This is a genomic window from Jiangella ureilytica, from assembly GCF_004348545.1.
GTDB classification, from domain to species: domain Bacteria; phylum Actinomycetota; class Actinomycetes; order Jiangellales; family Jiangellaceae; genus Jiangella; species Jiangella ureilytica.
This window is the reverse complement of the sequence record NZ_SMKL01000012.1, coordinates 16,027-32,250: the sequence shown is the minus strand read 5'-3', so window position 1 is coordinate 32,250 and position 16,224 is coordinate 16,027. Positions and strand designations below refer to the sequence as shown.

Sequence of the window (16,224 nt, the reverse complement as noted above, 5' to 3'; positions counted from 1 at the left end):
TGCTCATCGACCCCCGAAGCAGACGGAGGACCCTCCCGTGACCGGACACCACGTCCTGAGCGAGATGCGTCGCTGGCTCCTGCGGCCGGGTGCCGAACGGCGCCTGCTCGCCCTTCTGGTCGCCAGCATGCTCACCATCGCGAGCAGCCTGGCCCTGCTGGACGGCGGGTCGGAATCAGGGACGGACCGGTCCGAGATCGCCAAGATCCACGGCTAGGGGAGATGCACGCGCCGGTGCCGCAGCCCATGCACCGTCGCGATGACGGCGGTCAGCAGGGCGGCCACGCCGGCGGTCGCGAACGAGACCACGTAGCCGTCGACGGCCGGGATGGAGGTGCCGGCGATGAGCGTGCCGGTCAGGATCGCCGCCGTCGCCGCGCTGGCGACGCTGCCCCCGGCCGTGCGGACCAGTGCATTGATGCCGCTGGCGATGCCGCTCTGGTTCATCGGGACGTGCTCGACGGCGAGGGTGCCCAGCGCGGCGTAGGCGATGCCGAACCCGATGCCCTGCAGCCCGCTGAAGATCATGACGTCGAGCGGGGTGTCGTGGTTCAGCGCCAGCCAGGTGTAGCTGGTCGCCGCGAACACCGCCCCGACGGCCAGCGTGAACGCGGCGCCGAGCCGGACCTCGAACCGTCCGGCCAGCACCGAGAGGACCAGCATGGTGACCGTGCTCGGCAGCATGTAGAGGCCGACGTCGAGGACGGAGCCGGTGAGGCCGTATCCGGCGACCGCCGACGGCGTCTGGATGAGGTTCGACACCAGCGTGAACGCCGCGAACATCGCGAATCCCAGCAGCACCGACGCCAGGTTCGCCGACAGTGACCTCGGCCCCGTCAGCAGCCGAAGGTGCACCAGCGGCTCGCGCACCCGCCGTTCGACCGCCACCCAGGCGGCGCACAGCACGACGGCGGCGGTGAACAGCGCGAGGACGCGGCCGCTGGTCCAGCCCCACGAGTTGCCCTGGCTGATGCCGAGCAGCAGCGTGGCGAGCCAGCCGGCCAGCAGGACCGCGCCCGCGACGTCGGGCCGGCCGCCGGCGCGCTCGCCCGCCTCGACGGTGAACGCGAGCACCATCACCAGGGCCAGCACGCCCATGCCGGCGGAGATCCAGAACACCGGGTGGTGACTCTGCGTGTGGTCGGCGACGACGCCGGTGACGAGCATGCCGGCACTGCCGCCGACGCCCATGGTGGCGCTGACGATGCCGATGGCCGACATGACCCGCTCGCGCGGGAAGGTGTCGCGGATGATGCCGATGGCGAGCGGGATGACCGCGGCGGCGCAGCCCTGCAGCGCCCGGCCGGCGATCAGCACGCCGAGGGAGTCCGAGAGCGCGCAGACGACGGAGCCGGCGACCAGCAGCCCCATGGTGACGGTGATCATCCGCTTCTTGCCGTACATGTCGCCGAACCGCGACAGCAGCGGCGTCGCGACGGCGCCGGCCAGCAGCGTCGCCGTGAACACCCAGGACACCGCCGTCACGGACGTGTCGAACGTCTGCTGCAGCCGGGGGAGCAGTGGCAGCACCAGGGTCTGCTGCAGCGAGATGACCAGGCCCGCGGCGCCCAGGGCCAGCAGCGTCAGCGCCGGGGTGGCGGTGCGGCGGGTCTCGAGGCGATCGTCGACGACCGTGGCGACAGCGTCTGTCATGCGTGCTCCTGCGTACCGGGGTGGAGGTCGGCGCGTGGCACGACGGCGGCGTGCGTCCGTCAGCCTATCAAGTTGGTTGCGCCACGCAACCAATTAACGACGTGCCCTCGGTCACCCACGCGTGGTGCTCGCCTCGCGGTCGCGGCCTCTGTCCTCCCCACCCCGAGTTGATCTTGGAGTAATCGCGGAGATCCCGTCCGGAATGTCCGATGAATGCCGCAGTTGCTCCAAGATCAACGAGGGCGGGGCATCGACGCCACGCCCGGGTCATCCCTACGGGCGGAGGAATTCGAGGATCGCGGCGGCGATGGCGGCGTCGTCGGGGGCGAAGTGGCTCTGCCCGGCCAGCTGCAGGTGACGGGCGTCCGGGCAGGCGGCGGCGGTGGCCTCGGCGGCGCGGTGGAACCAGCTCGGGCTGAGCTCGCCGGACAGCACCAGGACCGGCTGCTCGATCGCGCGAAGATCGTCGGCCGGCAGCGAGTTGTCGCCCATGACGGCGTTGTCGTAGACGAGTGTCGGCGCCAGTGCCTCGAGGCCGGCCCACACGGGCGTGGGCCGCATGGACCCGATCATCTCTTCGGGCAGGCCGATGCCCCGCGTCATGAAGTACTCGACGGCGTCGCCGTGGCGTCCCTCGGCGACCAGCGCCGCGACCAGCTGGGCGAAGTCGGCCGGCAGCGGCGGTCGCGCGCCGTCGACGTCGTATGGCGGCTCGTGCAGGATCAGCCGGTCGATCGGCAGGCCGGCCGCGGCCGCCCGGGCGACCAGCCCCGCGCCGGAGGACAGGCCGTACGCGTGGGCCCGCCCGCCGGCCGCGTCGATGACGGCGGCGAGATCCTCGATCTCGCGCTCGACGGCGTACGGGGGAGTGTCGGTGGAGTCGCCGCGCCCCCGGCGGTCGTAGCTGTAGACGGTGACGTGCTCGGACAGATGCTGCGCCAGGCCGACGAAGGACGGGTGGTCGCGGGTGCCGAATGCGCCGCCCACGAGGACGACGGACGGGCCGTCGCCGCTGCGGTCGAAGGCGAGCGTGGTGCCGTCGGGCGAGATGGTCGTGTGCATGCGATCATCCTTGACTGACTCAGTTGTCGGCGGACGTCACCACATAGTCGTCGGCGTCGTCGTCCCACTGGAGCCGGATGGCGCCGGTCGTGGCGGCGGCACGGCAGAATTGCAGGAAGCTGCGGTAGCCCAGGGCCTGCTCGCTGAAACCGGGGCGCACGCGGCGGAGCTGGTCCTTGAGGCCGGACAGCGCGGCCCGCCCGTGCTTGTCGATGACGTCGCGGACCACCGAGTGGAGCAGCTCGAACGCCTCCTCCTGGCCGTCGAGCGCGGGCAGCAGGACCTCGGGGTCGCCCTTGGCCGAGCCTTCGGCCAGCTCGATGACGTGCCGCTCGCCCAGATGGCGCAGCAGCTCGCCGAACGCCCGGAAGCCGTGGTCGCCCTCGTTGAACGTGGGGTCCTTGCGCAGCAGCGTCCGCTTCAGCACCGACGCCGTGACCGGCCCGCCGGTGCGCTGCAGGCCCGACACCGTCTGGGCGACCAGGACGGCGAGGTCGTCGAGGTCGCGAGGCGGGAGCTCCTCGTCCGGCACCGGCACCGCGACGGCGGGCGGAGCGGGCTCGGGGGGCGCCGGCTCGGGCGTCGTGCGCCGCGCCCGGCGCCGGACCGGAGCGGGCTCCACGCCCTCGAGATCGTCGTAGTAGAGGAACTCGTCGCAGGCGGGCGGGAGCAGCGCCGACGTCGACGACCGGATGCCGACGCCGATGACGCTCTTGTTCAGCTCGCGCAGCTTGTAGACCAGCGGGGTGAAGTCGCTGTCGCCGGTGCACACGACGAACGTCGAGACGTAGTCGCGCACGAACGCGAGCTCGACGGCGTCGACCGCCATCTTGATGTCGGCGGCGTTCTTGCGCGAGGCGCCCATGCGCTGCGGCATCTCGATCAGCTCGACGTGCGACCGGGTGAGCATACGGCGGTCCTCGTCGAAGTAGGACCAGTCGGCGTAGGCCCGCCGCACCACGACGCGGCCGCGCTCGGCGAGGGCATCGGCGATGGGCCGCACGTCGAACGCGGTGCCGCCGAGGCTGTCGCGGGCGCCGATGGCGAGGTTCTCGTAGTCGAGGAACAGAGCGATGCGATCTTCGTCGTCCACACCGGCAGACTATGCCCGGCCCGGTCCATCCGCGGGTCAGCTCGCGGAGACCGAGCCGCGGAAGGTCTCGCGATAGGAACGCGGCGTCGTGCCGGTGTGGGTGAGGAAGTGCCGGCGCATCGACTCCGTCGAGCCGAACCCGGCGGCGTGGGCGATCTGCGTGACCGTCAGGTGCGAGTCCTCGAGCAGCGCCCGCGCCCGCTCGACCCGCCGCCGCGCGATCCAGCCGGCCAGGCTCTCGCCGGTCTCCTCACGGAACCGCCGCTCCAGCGTGCGCTGGCTCATGTGCACCTGCACGGCGACCCGGCCGACGGGGAGCGGCTCGGTGAGGTGCTCGTCGAGCCAGTCGAAGACGGGGGAGAGCGGGCCGGACGGGCGCGGCCCCGGCTTGGCGTACACAGCCTGGCCGCCGGTGCGGTGCGGCGGACTGACCAGCACGCGGGAGACATCGTTGGCGTAGGACTGGCCGTGGTCCTGGCCGAGCACGTACAGGCACAGGTCCGCCGACGCGAGCATGCCGCCCGACGACAGGATCTGACCGTCGTCGACGTACATCGCGTGCTCGACGAGGTCGGCCTTCGGGAACGCGGCCCGGAACTCGTCGGCCAGCGCCCAGTGCGTGGTGACCCGCCGCCCGTCGAGCACCCCCGCCTGGCCCAGCACGAACGCGCCCGCGCACAGCGAGACCAGGCGCGCGCCGTCGTCGGCGGCCCGGGCGACGGCCTCGATCACCGCCGGATCCTGCGGCGCCCACGGCGCCTCCAGCCCGGGGACGACGACGGTGTCGGCGCCGGTGATCCAGTCGACCGGCTTGAGGTCGGCGATCGTGAAGCCGAGCGACGTCGGGGTGGGGGCGATGCCGCAGACGCCGATCTCATACGGCGCCTCGGGCTCGTCGCGGATCTTCGAGAACACCGACGGCCGGCGGCCGAACGCCTGCACCGCCACGGCGAGGTCGAGGACGAACGTCCCGCCGAGGACGATCACGGCCACCCGGTGGCGCCCCAATTCACACCCCCGTGGCCGGATTCGTGGTAACTCTGGCGCTCAGCGTAGTGCCTGGCCAGCGGGTTGCCCACGATGATCGGCACATGAAACCGGACACGATCGTGCTCGTGCACGGCTTCTGGGTCACGCCCCGGAGCTGGGAACACTGGATCACGCACTACGAGGCGAAGGGGTACAAGGTCATCGCGCCCGGCTACCCCGGCTTCGAGGTCGAGGTCGAGGCCCTGCGCGAGAATCCGCAGATCATCGTCGACGTCACCGTCCCTGCGATCATCGAGAAGATCGAGGGCATCCTCCGCGAGCTGGACCGTCCGCCGATCATCATCGGCCACTCCGCCGGCGGCGCGTTCACCCAGATCCTGCTCGACCACGGCTTCGGCGCCGCCGGCGTCGCCATGAACTCCGCGCCCACCGAGGGTGTGAAGGTCGTCCCGTTCTCGCAGGTCAAGTCGACGTTCCCGGTGCTGAAGAGCCCGGCGAACCGGCACAAGGCCGTGGGGCTGACGGCGGAGCAGTGGCGGTACGCGTTCACGAACACCTTTACCGAGGAGGAGTCGAAGGCGCTGTACGAGCGGTACCACATCCCGGCCAACGGCGGCATCCTGTGGGGGAGCGTGCTGGCCAACTTCCAGCCCGGCCCGCAGGAGACCTGGGTCGACTACAAGAACGACGGCCGCGCGCCCCTGCTGTTCGTGTCGGGCAGCGAGGACCACATCATGCCGCCGGCGATCCAGCAGTCGAACCAGAAGCACTACAAGTCGAACACCGTGACCGAGATCCGCGAGTACGAGGGCTACGCCCACCTGCTGCCCGCCCAGAAGGGCTGGGAGCAGATCGCCGACGAGGTCCTCGCCTGGGCCGTGGAGCACGCTCGTTGATCCTCACCCACATCGGCGGCCCCACCGTCCTGATCGAGACGGACGGCTGGCGGCTGGTGACCGACCCGACGTTCGACCCACCCGGGGAGCGCTACTCCTTCGGGTGGGGCTCGTCGTCGGTGAAGCTGACCGGCCCGGCGCTGTCCGTGGCGGATGTGGGGCCGGTCGACGTCGTCCTGCTGACGCACGACCACCACGGCGACAACCTCGACGTCGCGGGGCGTGGGCTGCTGTCGTCCGCGGGGACCGTGGTGACAACGATGCCGGGCGCGCGCCGGCTCGGTTCCGTTCGTGGTCTCGGACCGGTCCGGGGCCTTGCCGCCGGCGCGACGACGGTGCTGCCGGGTGACGGCACGCGGCCGTCGCTGTCCGTGACGGCGACCCCGGCCAGGCACGGCCCGCCGCTGTCCCGCCCCATCGTGGGCGACGTGGTCGGCTTCGCGCTGCGGCGGTCGGAGTCGGAGCCGGTGCTCCTGTGGATCACCGGCGACACCGTCCTGTACGGGCCGCTGCGCCAGGCGGCTGCGTCCCTGGCCGTCGACGTCGCCCTGGTGCACGTGGGCGGCGTCCGGTTCGGCATCACCGGCCCGCTCCGCTACACGATGACCGGCCGCGACGCGGTCTCGCTGATCGGGGCGCTGCGGCCGCGGGTCGCCGTCCCGGTCCACTACGAGGGCTGGTCCCACTTCGCCGACGGCCCGGCCGGTCTCGACGCGGCCCTCGCCGCCGCCCCCGACGACGTGCGCGCTCGCGTTCGCCGTCTCACCCTGGGCGAGCCGGCCTCGGTGACCGACTGATCTGTCCGGCCCTTCCCCTAGGCTGCCCGCACACGAGGTGAGCTGGGGGGTTCATGGCGAACGACGATGTCCAGACGCTGGTGGCCGTGGTCCGCACGGAGCTGCCCGGTGACGGGCCGGCCTGGCCGGGCGGCTGGCCGGACCAGATCGAGGCGGCGCTCATCGACGCGGTGCGGTCGATCCGAGCGGCGTACGGACGGGAGCACAACGGCGTCCGCGGCGCCGTGGGACAGTGGCGTGCCCATCGTGGCTCTGATAGGACGGACGACCTGACGGTGCTCGCCGAGACCGACCCGGCCGTGCTCACGGGCATCGTCGGGAAGCAACGACTGTCCGGTGGCGCGTCGAAGGCCGAGGCCATCGTCGAGGCGGCGCGCAACCTCAGCAAACTCGGTGTCCGGCACGCCGCCGACGTCGACCCGGACTCGACCGGGCAGAAGCTCGCCTACACCGATGTCGTCGGGCTCGGCGACGTCACGTGGGAGCACTTCCTCATGCTGCTCGGCAGGCAGGGCGTGAAGGCGGACGTCTGGATCAACCGATTCGTGCACCGGGCGCTGCGCCGCACCCCGTCGTCGGCCGAGAGCCGCGATCTCGTCAAGGCCGCCGCGGCCGAGCTGAGGGTCGACGCGACCGCGATCGACTACGCCATCTGGAGCCACGCGCGCATCGGCATGGTGGAGCGATGACGCCGCGGCCACCCGCGGAGTTGGCAGCGGTCCTCGCGGCTGAACCAACGCGGCAGCAGACCTTTTTCTGGTCCCGTTCGGCCTGGAACAACCGGATGCACGATCTCCCCGACGTGCTGCAGCTCCTCCAGGACCTGCCTGCTGAAGTCGACAGGGAGGTGACTCGTGAGTTCGTGCTTCGAGCACTGCAGCGGGATCGGGTGATTCCCGCCTTCGTCGCCGCGATGGTGTGGGGCCATGGCACGACTGGCTACGGACCGACTCGCGTGCGATCAGCGCTCACTGGCCAATGGGGCGTCGCTTCTTACCAGGCACCGGTCCGCGACGCCGAGGTGTCGAGCAAGCTTCGCGGTGCCGTCGACGTCGTGCGGAACGAGGGCGCGGCGGAGGCCTATGGCTACATGTACGGGGCCGGTCGCGTGAAGTATCTCGGCGGGGCGTTCTTCACAAAGTGGCTCTACTTCGTCTCGGCCGTGGACGGCGTCCATGGCCGAGATGCCGCTCCCATCCTGGACACGCAGGTCGCCACCTGGCTGCGTGCCAACGGGGTGATGAATCTGAACCCAGCCAAGACGAAGTCCTACCGTGACTATCTCGCCCTACTCGAGGTCTGGGGCGACCGGTTCGGCCGAACGAGAGTCGAGATCGAACAGGCGATCTTCGGACTCGCGCGCGGGTGACAGGCGTCAGCCGCCGGCGGCTGCGCGAGACTGGGTCTGGCGGAAGGCGCGCGGGCTGACGTCGTAACGGGCGATGAAGGCCTGCCGCAGCGCCTCGGCGGAACTGAACCCGCACCGCTTCGCCACCTGCGACAGCGGCAGGTCCGTCGACGCCACCAGGCGGGCGGCCAGTTCCAGCCGGAAGCGGCGGACCACGGCGGCCGGGGGCTCGCCGAGGTGGTCGCGGAAGAGCCGGCTGAGCTGCCGGGCGCTCACCCCGGCCCGCTCCGCCAGCGCCGCCGTCGTCAGGTCGGCGTCGGGGTGGGCGGTGACGTGGTCCATGACGGCGCGCAGGGTGGCGTGGTCGGGGCGGCGGGCGGTGGTGAAGACGCTCATCTGCGCCTGGTTGCCGGGTCGCTGCAGGTAGGCGACCATGCCCATGGCCACCCAGCGGGCCAGCTCCGACCCGTGGTCCTCCTCGATGAAGGCCAGCGTGAGGTCGAGCGACGCCGTCACGCCGCCGGACGTCGAGACGTTGCCCTCGCGGATGTAGATCGGCGCCGCGTCGACCTGGACCGAGGGGTACGCCGTCGCCAGCTCGTCGGCGTACCACCAGTGGGTGGTCGCGCGGCGGCCGTCGAGCAGGCCGGCCGAGGCGAGCACCGTCGCGCCCGTGCAGACCGACGCCACCCGCCGGGCCGTGCCGGCGAGCCGCCGGACCTGCCGGATCAGCTCGGCGTCGCCTGCCGCCGCCGTGTGCCCGCGCCCGCCCGACACCACGAGCGTGTCAGCGGCGTCCAGTGCGCGCAGCGGGCTCTGGGCGTGCAGCATCAGCCCGGTCTCGCACCGCAGCGCACCGCCGTCGACCGTCGCCAGGGCGATGTCGTAGAGCGGCGCCGCGCCGAGCCGGTTGGCCAGATCGAACGCGGTCGTCACGGACGCGATGTCGACCAGCTCGGCACCGTCGTACCCGACGACCACGACCTGCCGCGACGTCACCCGCCCACCCTAGGAGAAGCGACCGGGTCCGGTGGGACAGGTTTCCCAGGATTCCGGACCCGTCCTGGGCCGGCGCAGCTCGCCCTCTGGCCGTGCGCGGCGACGGGCTGCGATCCTCGCGGCCATGGAGCCGCAGCCGATCAGCGTCGACGACGAGCGCGCACCCAGCCGGAGACGGTTCTGGCTGCACGTCCTCGAGATGGTCGTGGTCATGTTCGCGGGCATGGGCATCTTCAGCGGCCTCGCGGCGCTCGCGTTCGGCGCGGCCGGCAGCAGCGTCGGCGCCCAGGCGGGCTGGTTCCGCGTCCTGCTCATGGGCGTGAACATGACCATCCCGATGGTGCTGTGGATGACGCTTCGCCGGCACCCGGCGCTGCGCAGCGCCGAGATGGCGGCGTCGATGATGGTCCCGACGGCGCTCGCCGCGGCCCTCGTGGCGGCCGGCGCCCTCGGCGCCGGGGCCGGCCTCGGCGTCCAGCACGCCGTCATGATCCCCGCGATGCTCGGCGTCATGCTCTGGCGCTACGACGAGTACGCGCGCCCGCACCACCGCCACCACCGGCACGTGCGGAAGGATGGCCCCGTCGACCCCCACGACGACGGGAGCGGACCATGGAGCACACCCGGCTGGGCGACTCGGGACTGAAGGTCAGCCGCATCGCGCTGGGCTGCATGAGCTTCGGCGACGCGGCGGACGGCGGCAGCGAGTGGACGCTCGGCGACGACGCGGCCGAGCCGGTGTTCCGGCAGGCGCTCGAGCTCGGCATCACGTTCTGGGACACCGCCAACATCTACGCCGACGGGTCGTCCGAGGAGATCGTCGGCCGGGCGATCAAGCGCTACACGCGGCGCGAGGACGTCGTGCTAGCGACCAAGGTCTTCTTCCCGATGCACGACGGCGCCGGCGGCTCCGGGCTGTCGCGCAAGGCGATCATGGAGCAGATCGACGCGTCGCTGACCCGGCTGGGCACCGACTACGTCGACCTGTACCAGATTCACCGCTTCGACCACGAGACGCCGGTCGAGGAGACCATGGAGGCGCTGCACGACGTCGTCAAGGCCGGCAAGGCGCGCTACCTCGGCGCGTCGTCGATGTGGGCCTGGCAGTTCGCGAAGCTGCAGTACACCGCCGACCTCGGCGGCTGGACCCGGTTCGTGTCGATGCAGAACCAGTACAGCCTCATGCAGCGCGAGGACGAGCGCGAGCTGTACGGGCTGCTCGCCGACCAGGGCGTCGGGAGCATCCCGTGGAGCCCGCTGGGCAAGGGCCGGCTGACCCGGCCGTGGGGCGCGTCGACCGCCCGCAGCGACACCGACACCCTGGCGCGGAGCCGGTACACCGAGGCGGCCGACAAACCGATCGCCGACGCCGTCCAGCGGGTCGCCGAGGCGCGCGGCGTGCCCATGGCGCAGGTCGCACTCGCCTGGGTGCTGCGCAACCCGGTGGTCAGCGCGCCCATCGTCGGGCCGACGAAGCCGTACCACCTGACCGACGCGGTGGCGGCGCTGCACCTCGAGCTGACCGACGACGAGGCCGCGCTGCTCGAGGAGCCGTACACGCTGCGCCGGCCGACGGGGTTCAGCTGAGCAGGGCGTACACCGTCGACGCCTGGGCGACGGCGCGGTCGTCGCCGTCGGCAGCCATGGTGACGTCGACGAACGCCAGCGTGCGGCCGAGCTTGCTCACCCGCGCCGTCACCAGGACGTCCGCGCCGACGACGGGGCGCTGGAAGCTCGTCGACTGCTGGACGGTGGTCATCGGCCCGTAGCCGCCGCGGGCGGCGCTGATCGCGACCACCGTCGCGGTGTCGGCAGCGGCCATGAGTGCCTGCCCCGACAGCGCACCGCCCTCGCGCGCCAGCCGGTCGCTCCACGGCAGCCGCAGCGTGGCGTGGTCGTCGCCGGTGCCGACGACGGCGAGGCCGAGGTCCCGGACCCAGGGGGCGAAGTTCGCGGCGAGGATCGCGTCGCCGCCGGCGGGGGTGAGAGCCGTCATGCCCTCATGATGCCCGGCGCTCCAGCAGGACCGTGTCGTGCCAGTCGCCGTCGCGCCGGGCGATGCGCTCGCGGATGCCGACGGTGCGGTAGCCGGCCTGGTGGTGCAGGGACAGGCTGGCCCGGTTCTCGGTGAACACCGACGTCTGCAGCGTCCAGATACCGTCGGCGTCGGCGGCCGTGACCTGCTTGCGCAGCAGCGCCTTGCCCACGCCTCGGCCGCGGTGCTCGGGGGAGACGTAGACCGAGGTCTCGCCGACGCCGCTGTAGCAGTCGCGGGCCGAGACGGGGGATACCGCCGTCCAGCCGACGACGGCGCCGTCGAGCTCGGCGACCCAGCGATGCCCGGGCAGCCAGGTCGCGGCCAGCCGCGTGCTGGGCGGCACGGACGTCTCGAAGGTCGCGATGCCGGTCGCGATGCCCTCGCCGTAGATGCGCCGGACCGCCGGCCAGTCGCCGTCGTCGAGCGCCCGGACGGTGACGTCGGCCGGGACGTCGTCGGGGCAGCACGGCCGGGTGGCGCCGACCGCGCCCATGACGACGTCGGCCATGTGCGGAAGCCCGGTGCAGCAGGCCTCGTTGACGGTGACGCGGGTGCTGGTGCCGACCTTCGCCACGTGCACGAACCCGACGGCGGCCAGCTTGCGCACGTGGTGCGAGCAGGTCGACTGGCTGATGCCGAGCAGCGTGGTGAGCTCGCCGACCGTCAGCCCGCCGTTCGAGCCCGCGACGGCGTGCAGCACCCGGACCCGCGTGGGGTCGGAGAGGCAGGCGAAGCACTCGGCGTAGTCGGTGGCGGCGTCCGCGGGGAGCAGCGGGGCCGGAGCGGCCTGGGTCGTCATGCGCGCAGTCTATCGACAAACGTCGATCGACGAGGCATGCTTTCATCGACAGTCTTCGATGAAAGAGAGTGAGTCATGACGGATCCGGTCGTGGTGGTGGGCGGCGGCCCGGTCGGCCTGGCGGCCGCGGCGGAACTCGCCGAGCGCGATGTCGAGGTCGTGCTGTTCGAACGCGGCCCGACGGCGGGAGCCGCGGTCGCGGAGTGGGGGCACGTCCGGCTGTTCTCGGCCTGGCCGGAACTGGTGGCGCCCGCGGCCCGGAGGCTGCTCGAACCGACCGGCTGGACCGAACCGCCTGCCGGCGTCTACCCGACCGGCGCCGAGTGGGTCCGCCACTACCTGGAACCATTGGCGGCCACGCTGGCTGAGCGGGTGCGCACCGGCGCCGAGGTCGTCGGCGTCGCCCGCCGCGGCCGGGACCGGGTGGTCGACGCCGGCCGCGACACCGAGCCGCTCACCGTCCACGTGCGGCACGCCGACGGCCGCGAGGAGCGGGTGCGGGCCCGCGGCGTCGTCGATGCGTCCGGCACGTGGGGCACGCCGAACCCGCTGGGCGGCGACGGCCTGCCCGCCCTCGGGGAGCGGGCCGCCGCCGACGCCGGGCGGCTCACCTACCGCATCCCGCGCGCGAACCTCGCCGGCCACGTCGTCGTCGCCGGGAGCGGACACTCCGCCCTCACCGCCCTCGTGGCGTTGACCAGGCGGAACGGTGACGCAACGGTGACATGGATCCTGCGTCGCGGTGGCATCGACGACACGTTCGGCGGGGGCGCGGCCGACGAGCTGCCGGCCCGCGGACGGCTCGGGCAGCAGGCCCGAGCGGCAGTCGAGGCGGGCGGCGTGCGGGTGGTCACCGGCTTCCGGACGGCGGCGGTCCAGGCAGGCGCCGGCGGGTCGCTGGTCCTGGTCGCCGACGACGGCCGGACCGTCGACGCCGTCGACCACGTGGTCGCGCTCACCGGGCTGCGGCCGGACCTCGCCTGGCTGTCCGAGCTGCGGCTCTCGCTCGACTCCACGCTGCAGGCGCCGGTCCGGCTCGCGCCGATGATCGACCCCAACGTGCACTCGTGCGGCAGCGTGCCGCCGCACGGAGTCCGCGAGCTCGCCCACCCCGAGCCCGGCGTCTACCTCGCCGGCATGAAGAGCTACGGCCGCGCGCCGACCTTCCTCGCGCTCACCGGCTACGAGCAGGTGCGCAGCATCGCCGCCGCGTTCGCCGGCGACCGTGCCGCCGCCGAGCGGGTCGAGCTGGTGCTGCCGGAGTCCGGCGTCTGCGGCGGGTCGGGCGGGTACGACGGCGACGGTGCCGCCGGGGGCGGCGGGTGCTGCGGACCGGCGGCGGAGCCGGAGCTGCTCCAGCTGACCCGCCGGGCGCCCTGAGGTCACGGGCTTCAGTCAGTACAGCGATTGCTGTACTGTCAGCCGCATGACCATGGTGACGGCGTCGCACACGGAGGCGCTGGCCCGGCTCGGGTACGCGCTGTCCGACGGCACGCGGGCGCGGATCCTGCTGGCGCTGCGCGAGGCGCCGGCGTTCCCGTCCGACCTCGCGTCCGAGCTGGGCGTGTCGCGGCAGGTGATGTCGAACCAGCTGGCCTGCCTGCGCGGGTGCGGGCTGGTCGAATCGGCTCCTGAGGGACGGCGGACCCGGTACCGGCTGGCCGACGCGCACCTCGGCGCCACGCTGGGCGTGCTGCTGGAGCTGGTGCTGGTGGTCGACCCGTCCTGCTGCGCACCCGAGGGGTGTTCCTGCCGATGACGCTGCCACTGGGGCCCACGGAGACCGGCCGGCGCGACGTCCTGCGCCGCCGGGTCCGGCTGATCGTCGCGACGACCATCGGCTACAACGTCGTCGAGGCGGTCGTCGCCATCGCGGCGGGCGCCGCGGCGTCGTCGGCCGCCCTGATCGGGTTCGGCCTCGACTCCGTGGTCGAGGTCGTGTCGGCGGCCGCGATCGCTTGGCAGTTCGCCGGCCGCGACCACGAGTCCCGCGAGCGGACGGCGCTGCGGATCGTCGCGTTCTCGTTCTTCGCGCTGGCCGCGTACGTCGGGTTCGAGGCGGTCCGCGCTCTCGCCGGCGGTGCCGAGGCCGGCCACAGCACCGTCGGCATCGCGCTGGCGGCGGTCAGTCTGGCGGTCATGCCGGCGCTGTCGTACGCGGAGCGGCGCACGGGCCGCGAACTGGGCTCGGCCGCCGTCGTCGCCGACTCGAGGCAGACGCTGATCTGCAGCTATCTGTCGGCGGTGCTGCTGGCCGGGCTGGTGCTGAACTCCGTGTTCGGCTGGTGGTGGGCCGACCTGCTGGCGGCGCTGGTCATCGCCGGTTTCGCCGTCCGCGAGGGCGTCGAGGCCTGGCGGGGCGACGCCTGCGCGATGTCGGCGGGCGCGCTGCTGCGCGACCCCGAGGCCGACGGCTGCGGTCCCGGCTGCGACTGCTGCTAACGCACCTCGAGCTCGTCCAGCAGCCTGAGGACGCGGCGCTCGACCTCGTCGCGGATCGGCCGGATGGCCTCGAGATCCTGCCCGGCGGGGTCGTCGAGGACCCAGTCCTCGTAGCGCTTGCCCGGAAAGACGGGGCACGCGTCGCCGCAGCCCATGGTGACGACGACGTCGGCGGCGCGGACCACCTCGTCGGTCCAGGGCTTGGGGTACTCCGCGGAGATGTCGATGCCGCGTTCGGCCATGGCGGCGACGGCGTTGGGGTTGATCTGGTCTGTGGGCTCGGAGCCGCCGGACCACGCGATGGCGTTGTCGCCGGCGTGGTGCTGGAAGAAGCCGAGGGCCATCTGCGACCGGCCGGCGTTGTGGACGCAGAGGAACAGGACGGTGGGCCGGCCGTCGTGGTGCAGGCCCTCGACCCGGGCGAGCGCGGTGAGCCGCTGGCGGGCGAAGCGCTCGGCCAGCAGCGGAAGGAAGTTCGCGACCACGGCGCGGCCGGCGAACTGGTCGTAGGAGGTGTGCAGGAACCGTTCGATCGTCTCCTGGCCGAAGACGCCGTCGAAGTCGCCGGCCAGCCGCGTCGCGGCGGTGGTGAGGGCGAGCTGCTGGTCCAGGGTGATCGGCGCTCGTTCGTAGGTGTTCGACATGGGTGGTCCTCTCAGGAGGCGGCGAGCCGCGGCGCGAGTTCGCCGACGCGGCCGGCGAGCGTGGTGACGGTGGCGTCGAACGCGTCGTCGGTGCCGGCGCGGACGGGGTCGGGGATCGACCAGTGCAGGCCGCCGAGGTCGCCGAGCTCCTCGTGGGCGTGGTCGCAGACGGTGATGACGTAGTCGCCGTCGGCGGCGATCTCGGCCAGCCGCTGCGGCCGGGTGGCGCGCAGCGGGAGTCGGTGCCGCCGGGCGGCGGCGACGGCGCCGGGATCGACGCGGTCGGCCGGGTGGGTGCCCGCCGACGCGACGGGAATGGTGCTGGCCCGCTTCCAGAGGGCGGCGGCGAGCTGGGAGCGGGCGGAGTTGGCGGTGCACACGAACACGACCCGGCGCGCCCGGCCGGCCGCCCCGGGAACGAGCCCGTCCAGCGCGTCCGCGGTGAGCCTGACGTAACTGCGCCGGCGGTCGGCCTCGGACCGGCCGCGGGCCAGCAGGCCGGCCGCTTCCAGCGCCTTGAGATGGTGGGCGAGCAGGTTCGACGGCATGTCGAGCCGACGCTGCAGCTCGCTGGGGGACAGGTCACCGAGACTGAGCAGGTCGACGATGTGCAGCCGCGCCGGGTCGGCCAGCGCCGCGTGCTTGGCGGCGCGTCGCTCCAAGCCTGTTCGCTCAGTGTTCATTGACTCAATCTTGACTGAGCTAATGCACGCCGTCAAGATGACGCCGTGACGTATCGACGCCTGCTCGCCGAATTCCTCGGCACCGGCCTCCTCGTGACCGTGGTCGTCGGCTCCGGGATCGCCGCTCAGCGGCTGTCGCCGGATGACGTGGGACTGCAGTTGCTGGAGAACAGCACGGCCACCGTGCTGGGGCTCACGGTGCTGATCCTGCTCTTCGGACCGGTGTCGGGCGCACATTTCAATCCGGTGGTGTCCGTGGCGGACTGGTGGCTGGGCCGCGGATCGGGCACCGGTCTCGCCGGCGGCGAGCTGGCTGCCTACGTGGTCGCCCAGTGCGCCGGCGGAATCGGCGGGGCCGTGCTCGCGAACGCCATGTTCGCCGTCGACGCGGGGATGGCCTCGACGGAACGCACCGGCGGCGGCCTGCTGCTCGGCGAGGTGGTCGCGACCGCCGGGCTGGTGCTGCTGATCTTCGCCCTCGCCCGGACCGGCCGCGGGGCACTGGCCGCGCCGGCGGTCGGGGCGTACATCGGCGCCGCGTACTGGTTCACCAGCTCCACGTCGTTCGCCAACCCCGCCGTCACGGTGGGACGCATGTTCACCGACACCTTCGCCGGCATCGCTGCGTCGTCGGCACCGGCGTTCGTCGGTGCCCAGCTGGTGGGTGCCGCGGTCGGCGTCCTGCTCGTCCTCGTGCTGTACCCCAGCGCGGGCCGCGCTGCTGACGCCGTCGTCGTGCCGCATCCTGAACCCACCGAACTCCGAGCCTGAGAGGCACCC

General features: G+C 72.7%; 20 protein-coding genes. 11 read left to right on the top strand and 9 right to left on the bottom strand.

All coding sequences use genetic code 11. The annotated features are described in order from the left end of the window. Nucleotides 1–37: 37 nt before the first annotated feature. The gene (locus E1212_RS07215) at nucleotides 38–217 is read left to right on the top strand and encodes a hypothetical protein (protein ID WP_131980804.1); all 180 of its coding nucleotides are present in this window, start codon (nucleotides 38–40) and stop codon (nucleotides 215–217) included. Here the strand turns inward: E1212_RS07215 and E1212_RS07210 are convergent. From E1212_RS07210 to E1212_RS07195, 4 genes are all read right to left on the bottom strand, one after another. Continuing rightward, nucleotides 214–1,653 (bottom strand): MFS transporter, encoded by a 1,440-nt coding sequence (locus E1212_RS07210; protein WP_131980802.1) that lies wholly within the window; start codon nucleotides 1,651–1,653, stop codon nucleotides 214–216. The genes E1212_RS07215 and E1212_RS07210 overlap by 4 nt on opposite strands. Nucleotides 1,654–1,926: 273 nt before the next feature. After that, a complete protein-coding gene (locus E1212_RS07205; RefSeq protein ID WP_131980800.1) occupies nucleotides 1,927–2,715 on the bottom strand; it encodes an alpha/beta fold hydrolase in 789 nt (262 codons plus the stop codon). A gap of 19 nt (nucleotides 2,716–2,734) precedes the next feature. Next, nucleotides 2,735–3,808, bottom strand: a complete 1,074-nt coding sequence (locus E1212_RS07200) for a PIN domain-containing protein (RefSeq protein WP_131980798.1) — start codon at nucleotides 3,806–3,808, stop codon at nucleotides 2,735–2,737. 36 nt (nucleotides 3,809–3,844) lie between these two features. Continuing rightward, nucleotides 3,845–4,801 (bottom strand): GlxA family transcriptional regulator, encoded by a 957-nt coding sequence (locus E1212_RS07195; RefSeq protein ID WP_131980796.1) that lies wholly within the window; start codon nucleotides 4,799–4,801, stop codon nucleotides 3,845–3,847. Nucleotides 4,802–4,899: 98 nt separating this feature from the next. On the opposite strand from E1212_RS07195, the gene E1212_RS07190 reads away from it, so the two are divergent. From E1212_RS07190 to E1212_RS07175, 4 genes are read left to right on the top strand one after another with little or no spacing between them, the layout of a single operon-like run. Beyond that, entirely contained in the window at nucleotides 4,900–5,694 is a 795-nt protein-coding gene (locus tag E1212_RS07190) for an alpha/beta hydrolase (RefSeq protein WP_131980794.1), read from the top strand. After that, nucleotides 5,691–6,491 carry an MBL fold metallo-hydrolase gene (locus E1212_RS07185; RefSeq protein ID WP_131980792.1) on the top strand — a complete coding sequence of 267 codons (801 nt, stop codon included), beginning with the start codon at nucleotides 5,691–5,693 and terminating at the stop codon, nucleotides 6,489–6,491. The genes E1212_RS07190 and E1212_RS07185 overlap by 4 nt, the downstream gene beginning before the upstream one ends. Before the next feature lie 53 nt (nucleotides 6,492–6,544). Then, nucleotides 6,545–7,180: a hypothetical protein gene (locus E1212_RS07180; protein WP_131980790.1), complete on the top strand. Its 636-nt coding sequence runs from the start codon at nucleotides 6,545–6,547 to the stop codon at nucleotides 7,178–7,180. Continuing rightward, nucleotides 7,177–7,860, top strand: coding sequence for an 8-oxoguanine DNA glycosylase OGG fold protein (locus E1212_RS07175; protein ID WP_131980788.1), 684 nt, complete (start codon nucleotides 7,177–7,179; stop codon nucleotides 7,858–7,860). Before E1212_RS07180 ends, E1212_RS07175 begins: the two co-directional genes overlap by 4 nt. Before the next feature lie 6 nt (nucleotides 7,861–7,866). Here the strand turns inward: E1212_RS07175 and E1212_RS07170 are convergent, their stop codons facing one another. Next, nucleotides 7,867–8,838, bottom strand: coding sequence for a GlxA family transcriptional regulator (locus E1212_RS07170; protein WP_131980786.1), 972 nt, complete (start codon nucleotides 8,836–8,838; stop codon nucleotides 7,867–7,869). Between the two features lie 124 nt (nucleotides 8,839–8,962). On the opposite strand from E1212_RS07170, the gene E1212_RS07165 reads away from it, so the two are divergent. Then, entirely contained in the window at nucleotides 8,963–9,484 is a 522-nt protein-coding gene (locus E1212_RS07165; RefSeq protein WP_131980784.1) for a hypothetical protein, read from the top strand. Then, nucleotides 9,451–10,425 (top strand): aldo/keto reductase, encoded by a 975-nt coding sequence (locus E1212_RS07160; protein WP_131980782.1) that lies wholly within the window; start codon nucleotides 9,451–9,453, stop codon nucleotides 10,423–10,425. The genes E1212_RS07165 and E1212_RS07160 overlap by 34 nt, the downstream gene beginning before the upstream one ends. On the opposite strand, the gene E1212_RS07155 is transcribed toward E1212_RS07160, so the two are convergent. Together E1212_RS07155 and E1212_RS07150 are read right to left on the bottom strand one after the other, a co-directional pair. After that, a complete protein-coding gene (locus E1212_RS07155; RefSeq protein WP_131980780.1) occupies nucleotides 10,418–10,834 on the bottom strand; it encodes a PaaI family thioesterase in 417 nt (138 codons plus the stop codon). The genes E1212_RS07160 and E1212_RS07155 overlap by 8 nt on opposite strands. Nucleotides 10,835–10,838: 4 nt before the next feature. Continuing rightward, a complete protein-coding gene (locus E1212_RS07150; protein ID WP_131980778.1) occupies nucleotides 10,839–11,675 on the bottom strand; it encodes a helix-turn-helix domain-containing GNAT family N-acetyltransferase in 837 nt (278 codons plus the stop codon). Nucleotides 11,676–11,750: 75 nt separating this feature from the next. Between E1212_RS07150 and E1212_RS07145 the strand changes: the two genes are divergently transcribed. From E1212_RS07145 to E1212_RS07135, 3 genes are read left to right on the top strand one after another with little or no spacing between them, the layout of a single operon-like run. After that, nucleotides 11,751–13,055 (top strand): FAD-dependent oxidoreductase, encoded by a 1,305-nt coding sequence (locus E1212_RS07145; protein ID WP_131980776.1) that lies wholly within the window; start codon nucleotides 11,751–11,753, stop codon nucleotides 13,053–13,055. A 46-nt stretch (nucleotides 13,056–13,101) separates the two neighbouring features. Then, a complete protein-coding gene (locus tag E1212_RS07140) occupies nucleotides 13,102–13,434 on the top strand; it encodes an ArsR/SmtB family transcription factor (protein ID WP_131980774.1) in 333 nt (110 codons plus the stop codon). Further along, nucleotides 13,431–14,117 carry a cation efflux transmembrane domain-containing protein gene (locus tag E1212_RS07135; protein ID WP_131980772.1) on the top strand — a complete coding sequence of 229 codons (687 nt, stop codon included), beginning with the start codon at nucleotides 13,431–13,433 and terminating at the stop codon, nucleotides 14,115–14,117. The genes E1212_RS07140 and E1212_RS07135 overlap by 4 nt, the downstream gene beginning before the upstream one ends. Here E1212_RS07135 and E1212_RS07130 read toward each other — a convergent pair. Both E1212_RS07130 and E1212_RS07125 read right to left on the bottom strand, forming a co-directional pair. Further along, nucleotides 14,114–14,761 carry an arsenate reductase ArsC gene (locus E1212_RS07130; protein ID WP_203416549.1) on the bottom strand — a complete coding sequence of 216 codons (648 nt, stop codon included), beginning with the start codon at nucleotides 14,759–14,761 and terminating at the stop codon, nucleotides 14,114–14,116. The two genes, E1212_RS07135 and E1212_RS07130, sit on opposite strands and share 4 nt — an antisense overlap. 11 nt (nucleotides 14,762–14,772) lie before the next feature. Next, the gene (locus tag E1212_RS07125) at nucleotides 14,773–15,444 is read right to left on the bottom strand and encodes an arsenate reductase/protein-tyrosine-phosphatase family protein (protein WP_131980770.1); all 672 of its coding nucleotides are present in this window, start codon (nucleotides 15,442–15,444) and stop codon (nucleotides 14,773–14,775) included. 45 nt (nucleotides 15,445–15,489) lie between these two features. Between E1212_RS07125 and E1212_RS07120 the strand changes: the two genes are divergently transcribed. After that, complete coding sequence (locus tag E1212_RS07120) at nucleotides 15,490–16,215, top strand: aquaporin (RefSeq protein WP_131980768.1); 726 nt, start codon at nucleotides 15,490–15,492, stop codon at nucleotides 16,213–16,215. Nucleotides 16,216–16,224 lie beyond the last annotated feature (9 nt).

Bases quoted from the DNA above. Each gene is read 5' to 3' on its own strand.
- E1212_RS07165 (WP_131980784.1), top strand. From the start codon at position 8,963: ATGGAGCCGCAGCCGATCAGCGTCGACGACGAGCGCGCACCCAGCCGG.
- E1212_RS07175 (WP_131980788.1), top strand. From the start codon at position 7,177: ATGACGCCGCGGCCACCCGCGGAGTTGGCAGCGGTCCTCGCGGCTGAA.
- E1212_RS07205 (WP_131980800.1), bottom strand. From the start codon at position 2,715: ATGCACACGACCATCTCGCCCGACGGCACCACGCTCGCCTTCGACCGC.
- E1212_RS07130 (WP_203416549.1), bottom strand. From the start codon at position 14,761: ATGTCGAACACCTACGAACGAGCGCCGATCACCCTGGACCAGCAGCTC.
- E1212_RS07190 (WP_131980794.1), top strand. From the start codon at position 4,900: ATGAAACCGGACACGATCGTGCTCGTGCACGGCTTCTGGGTCACGCCC.
- E1212_RS07145 (WP_131980776.1), top strand. From the start codon at position 11,751: ATGACGGATCCGGTCGTGGTGGTGGGCGGCGGCCCGGTCGGCCTGGCG.
- E1212_RS07135 (WP_131980772.1), top strand. From the start codon at position 13,431: ATGACGCTGCCACTGGGGCCCACGGAGACCGGCCGGCGCGACGTCCTG.
- E1212_RS07150 (WP_131980778.1), bottom strand. From the start codon at position 11,675: ATGACGACCCAGGCCGCTCCGGCCCCGCTGCTCCCCGCGGACGCCGCC.
- E1212_RS07155 (WP_131980780.1), bottom strand. From the start codon at position 10,834: ATGACGGCTCTCACCCCCGCCGGCGGCGACGCGATCCTCGCCGCGAAC.
- E1212_RS07210 (WP_131980802.1), bottom strand. From the start codon at position 1,653: ATGACAGACGCTGTCGCCACGGTCGTCGACGATCGCCTCGAGACCCGC.
- E1212_RS07125 (WP_131980770.1), bottom strand. From the start codon at position 15,444: ATGAACACTGAGCGAACAGGCTTGGAGCGACGCGCCGCCAAGCACGCG.
- E1212_RS07160 (WP_131980782.1), top strand. From the start codon at position 9,451: ATGGAGCACACCCGGCTGGGCGACTCGGGACTGAAGGTCAGCCGCATC.
- E1212_RS07140 (WP_131980774.1), top strand. From the start codon at position 13,102: ATGACCATGGTGACGGCGTCGCACACGGAGGCGCTGGCCCGGCTCGGG.
- E1212_RS07180 (WP_131980790.1), top strand. From the start codon at position 6,545: ATGGCGAACGACGATGTCCAGACGCTGGTGGCCGTGGTCCGCACGGAG.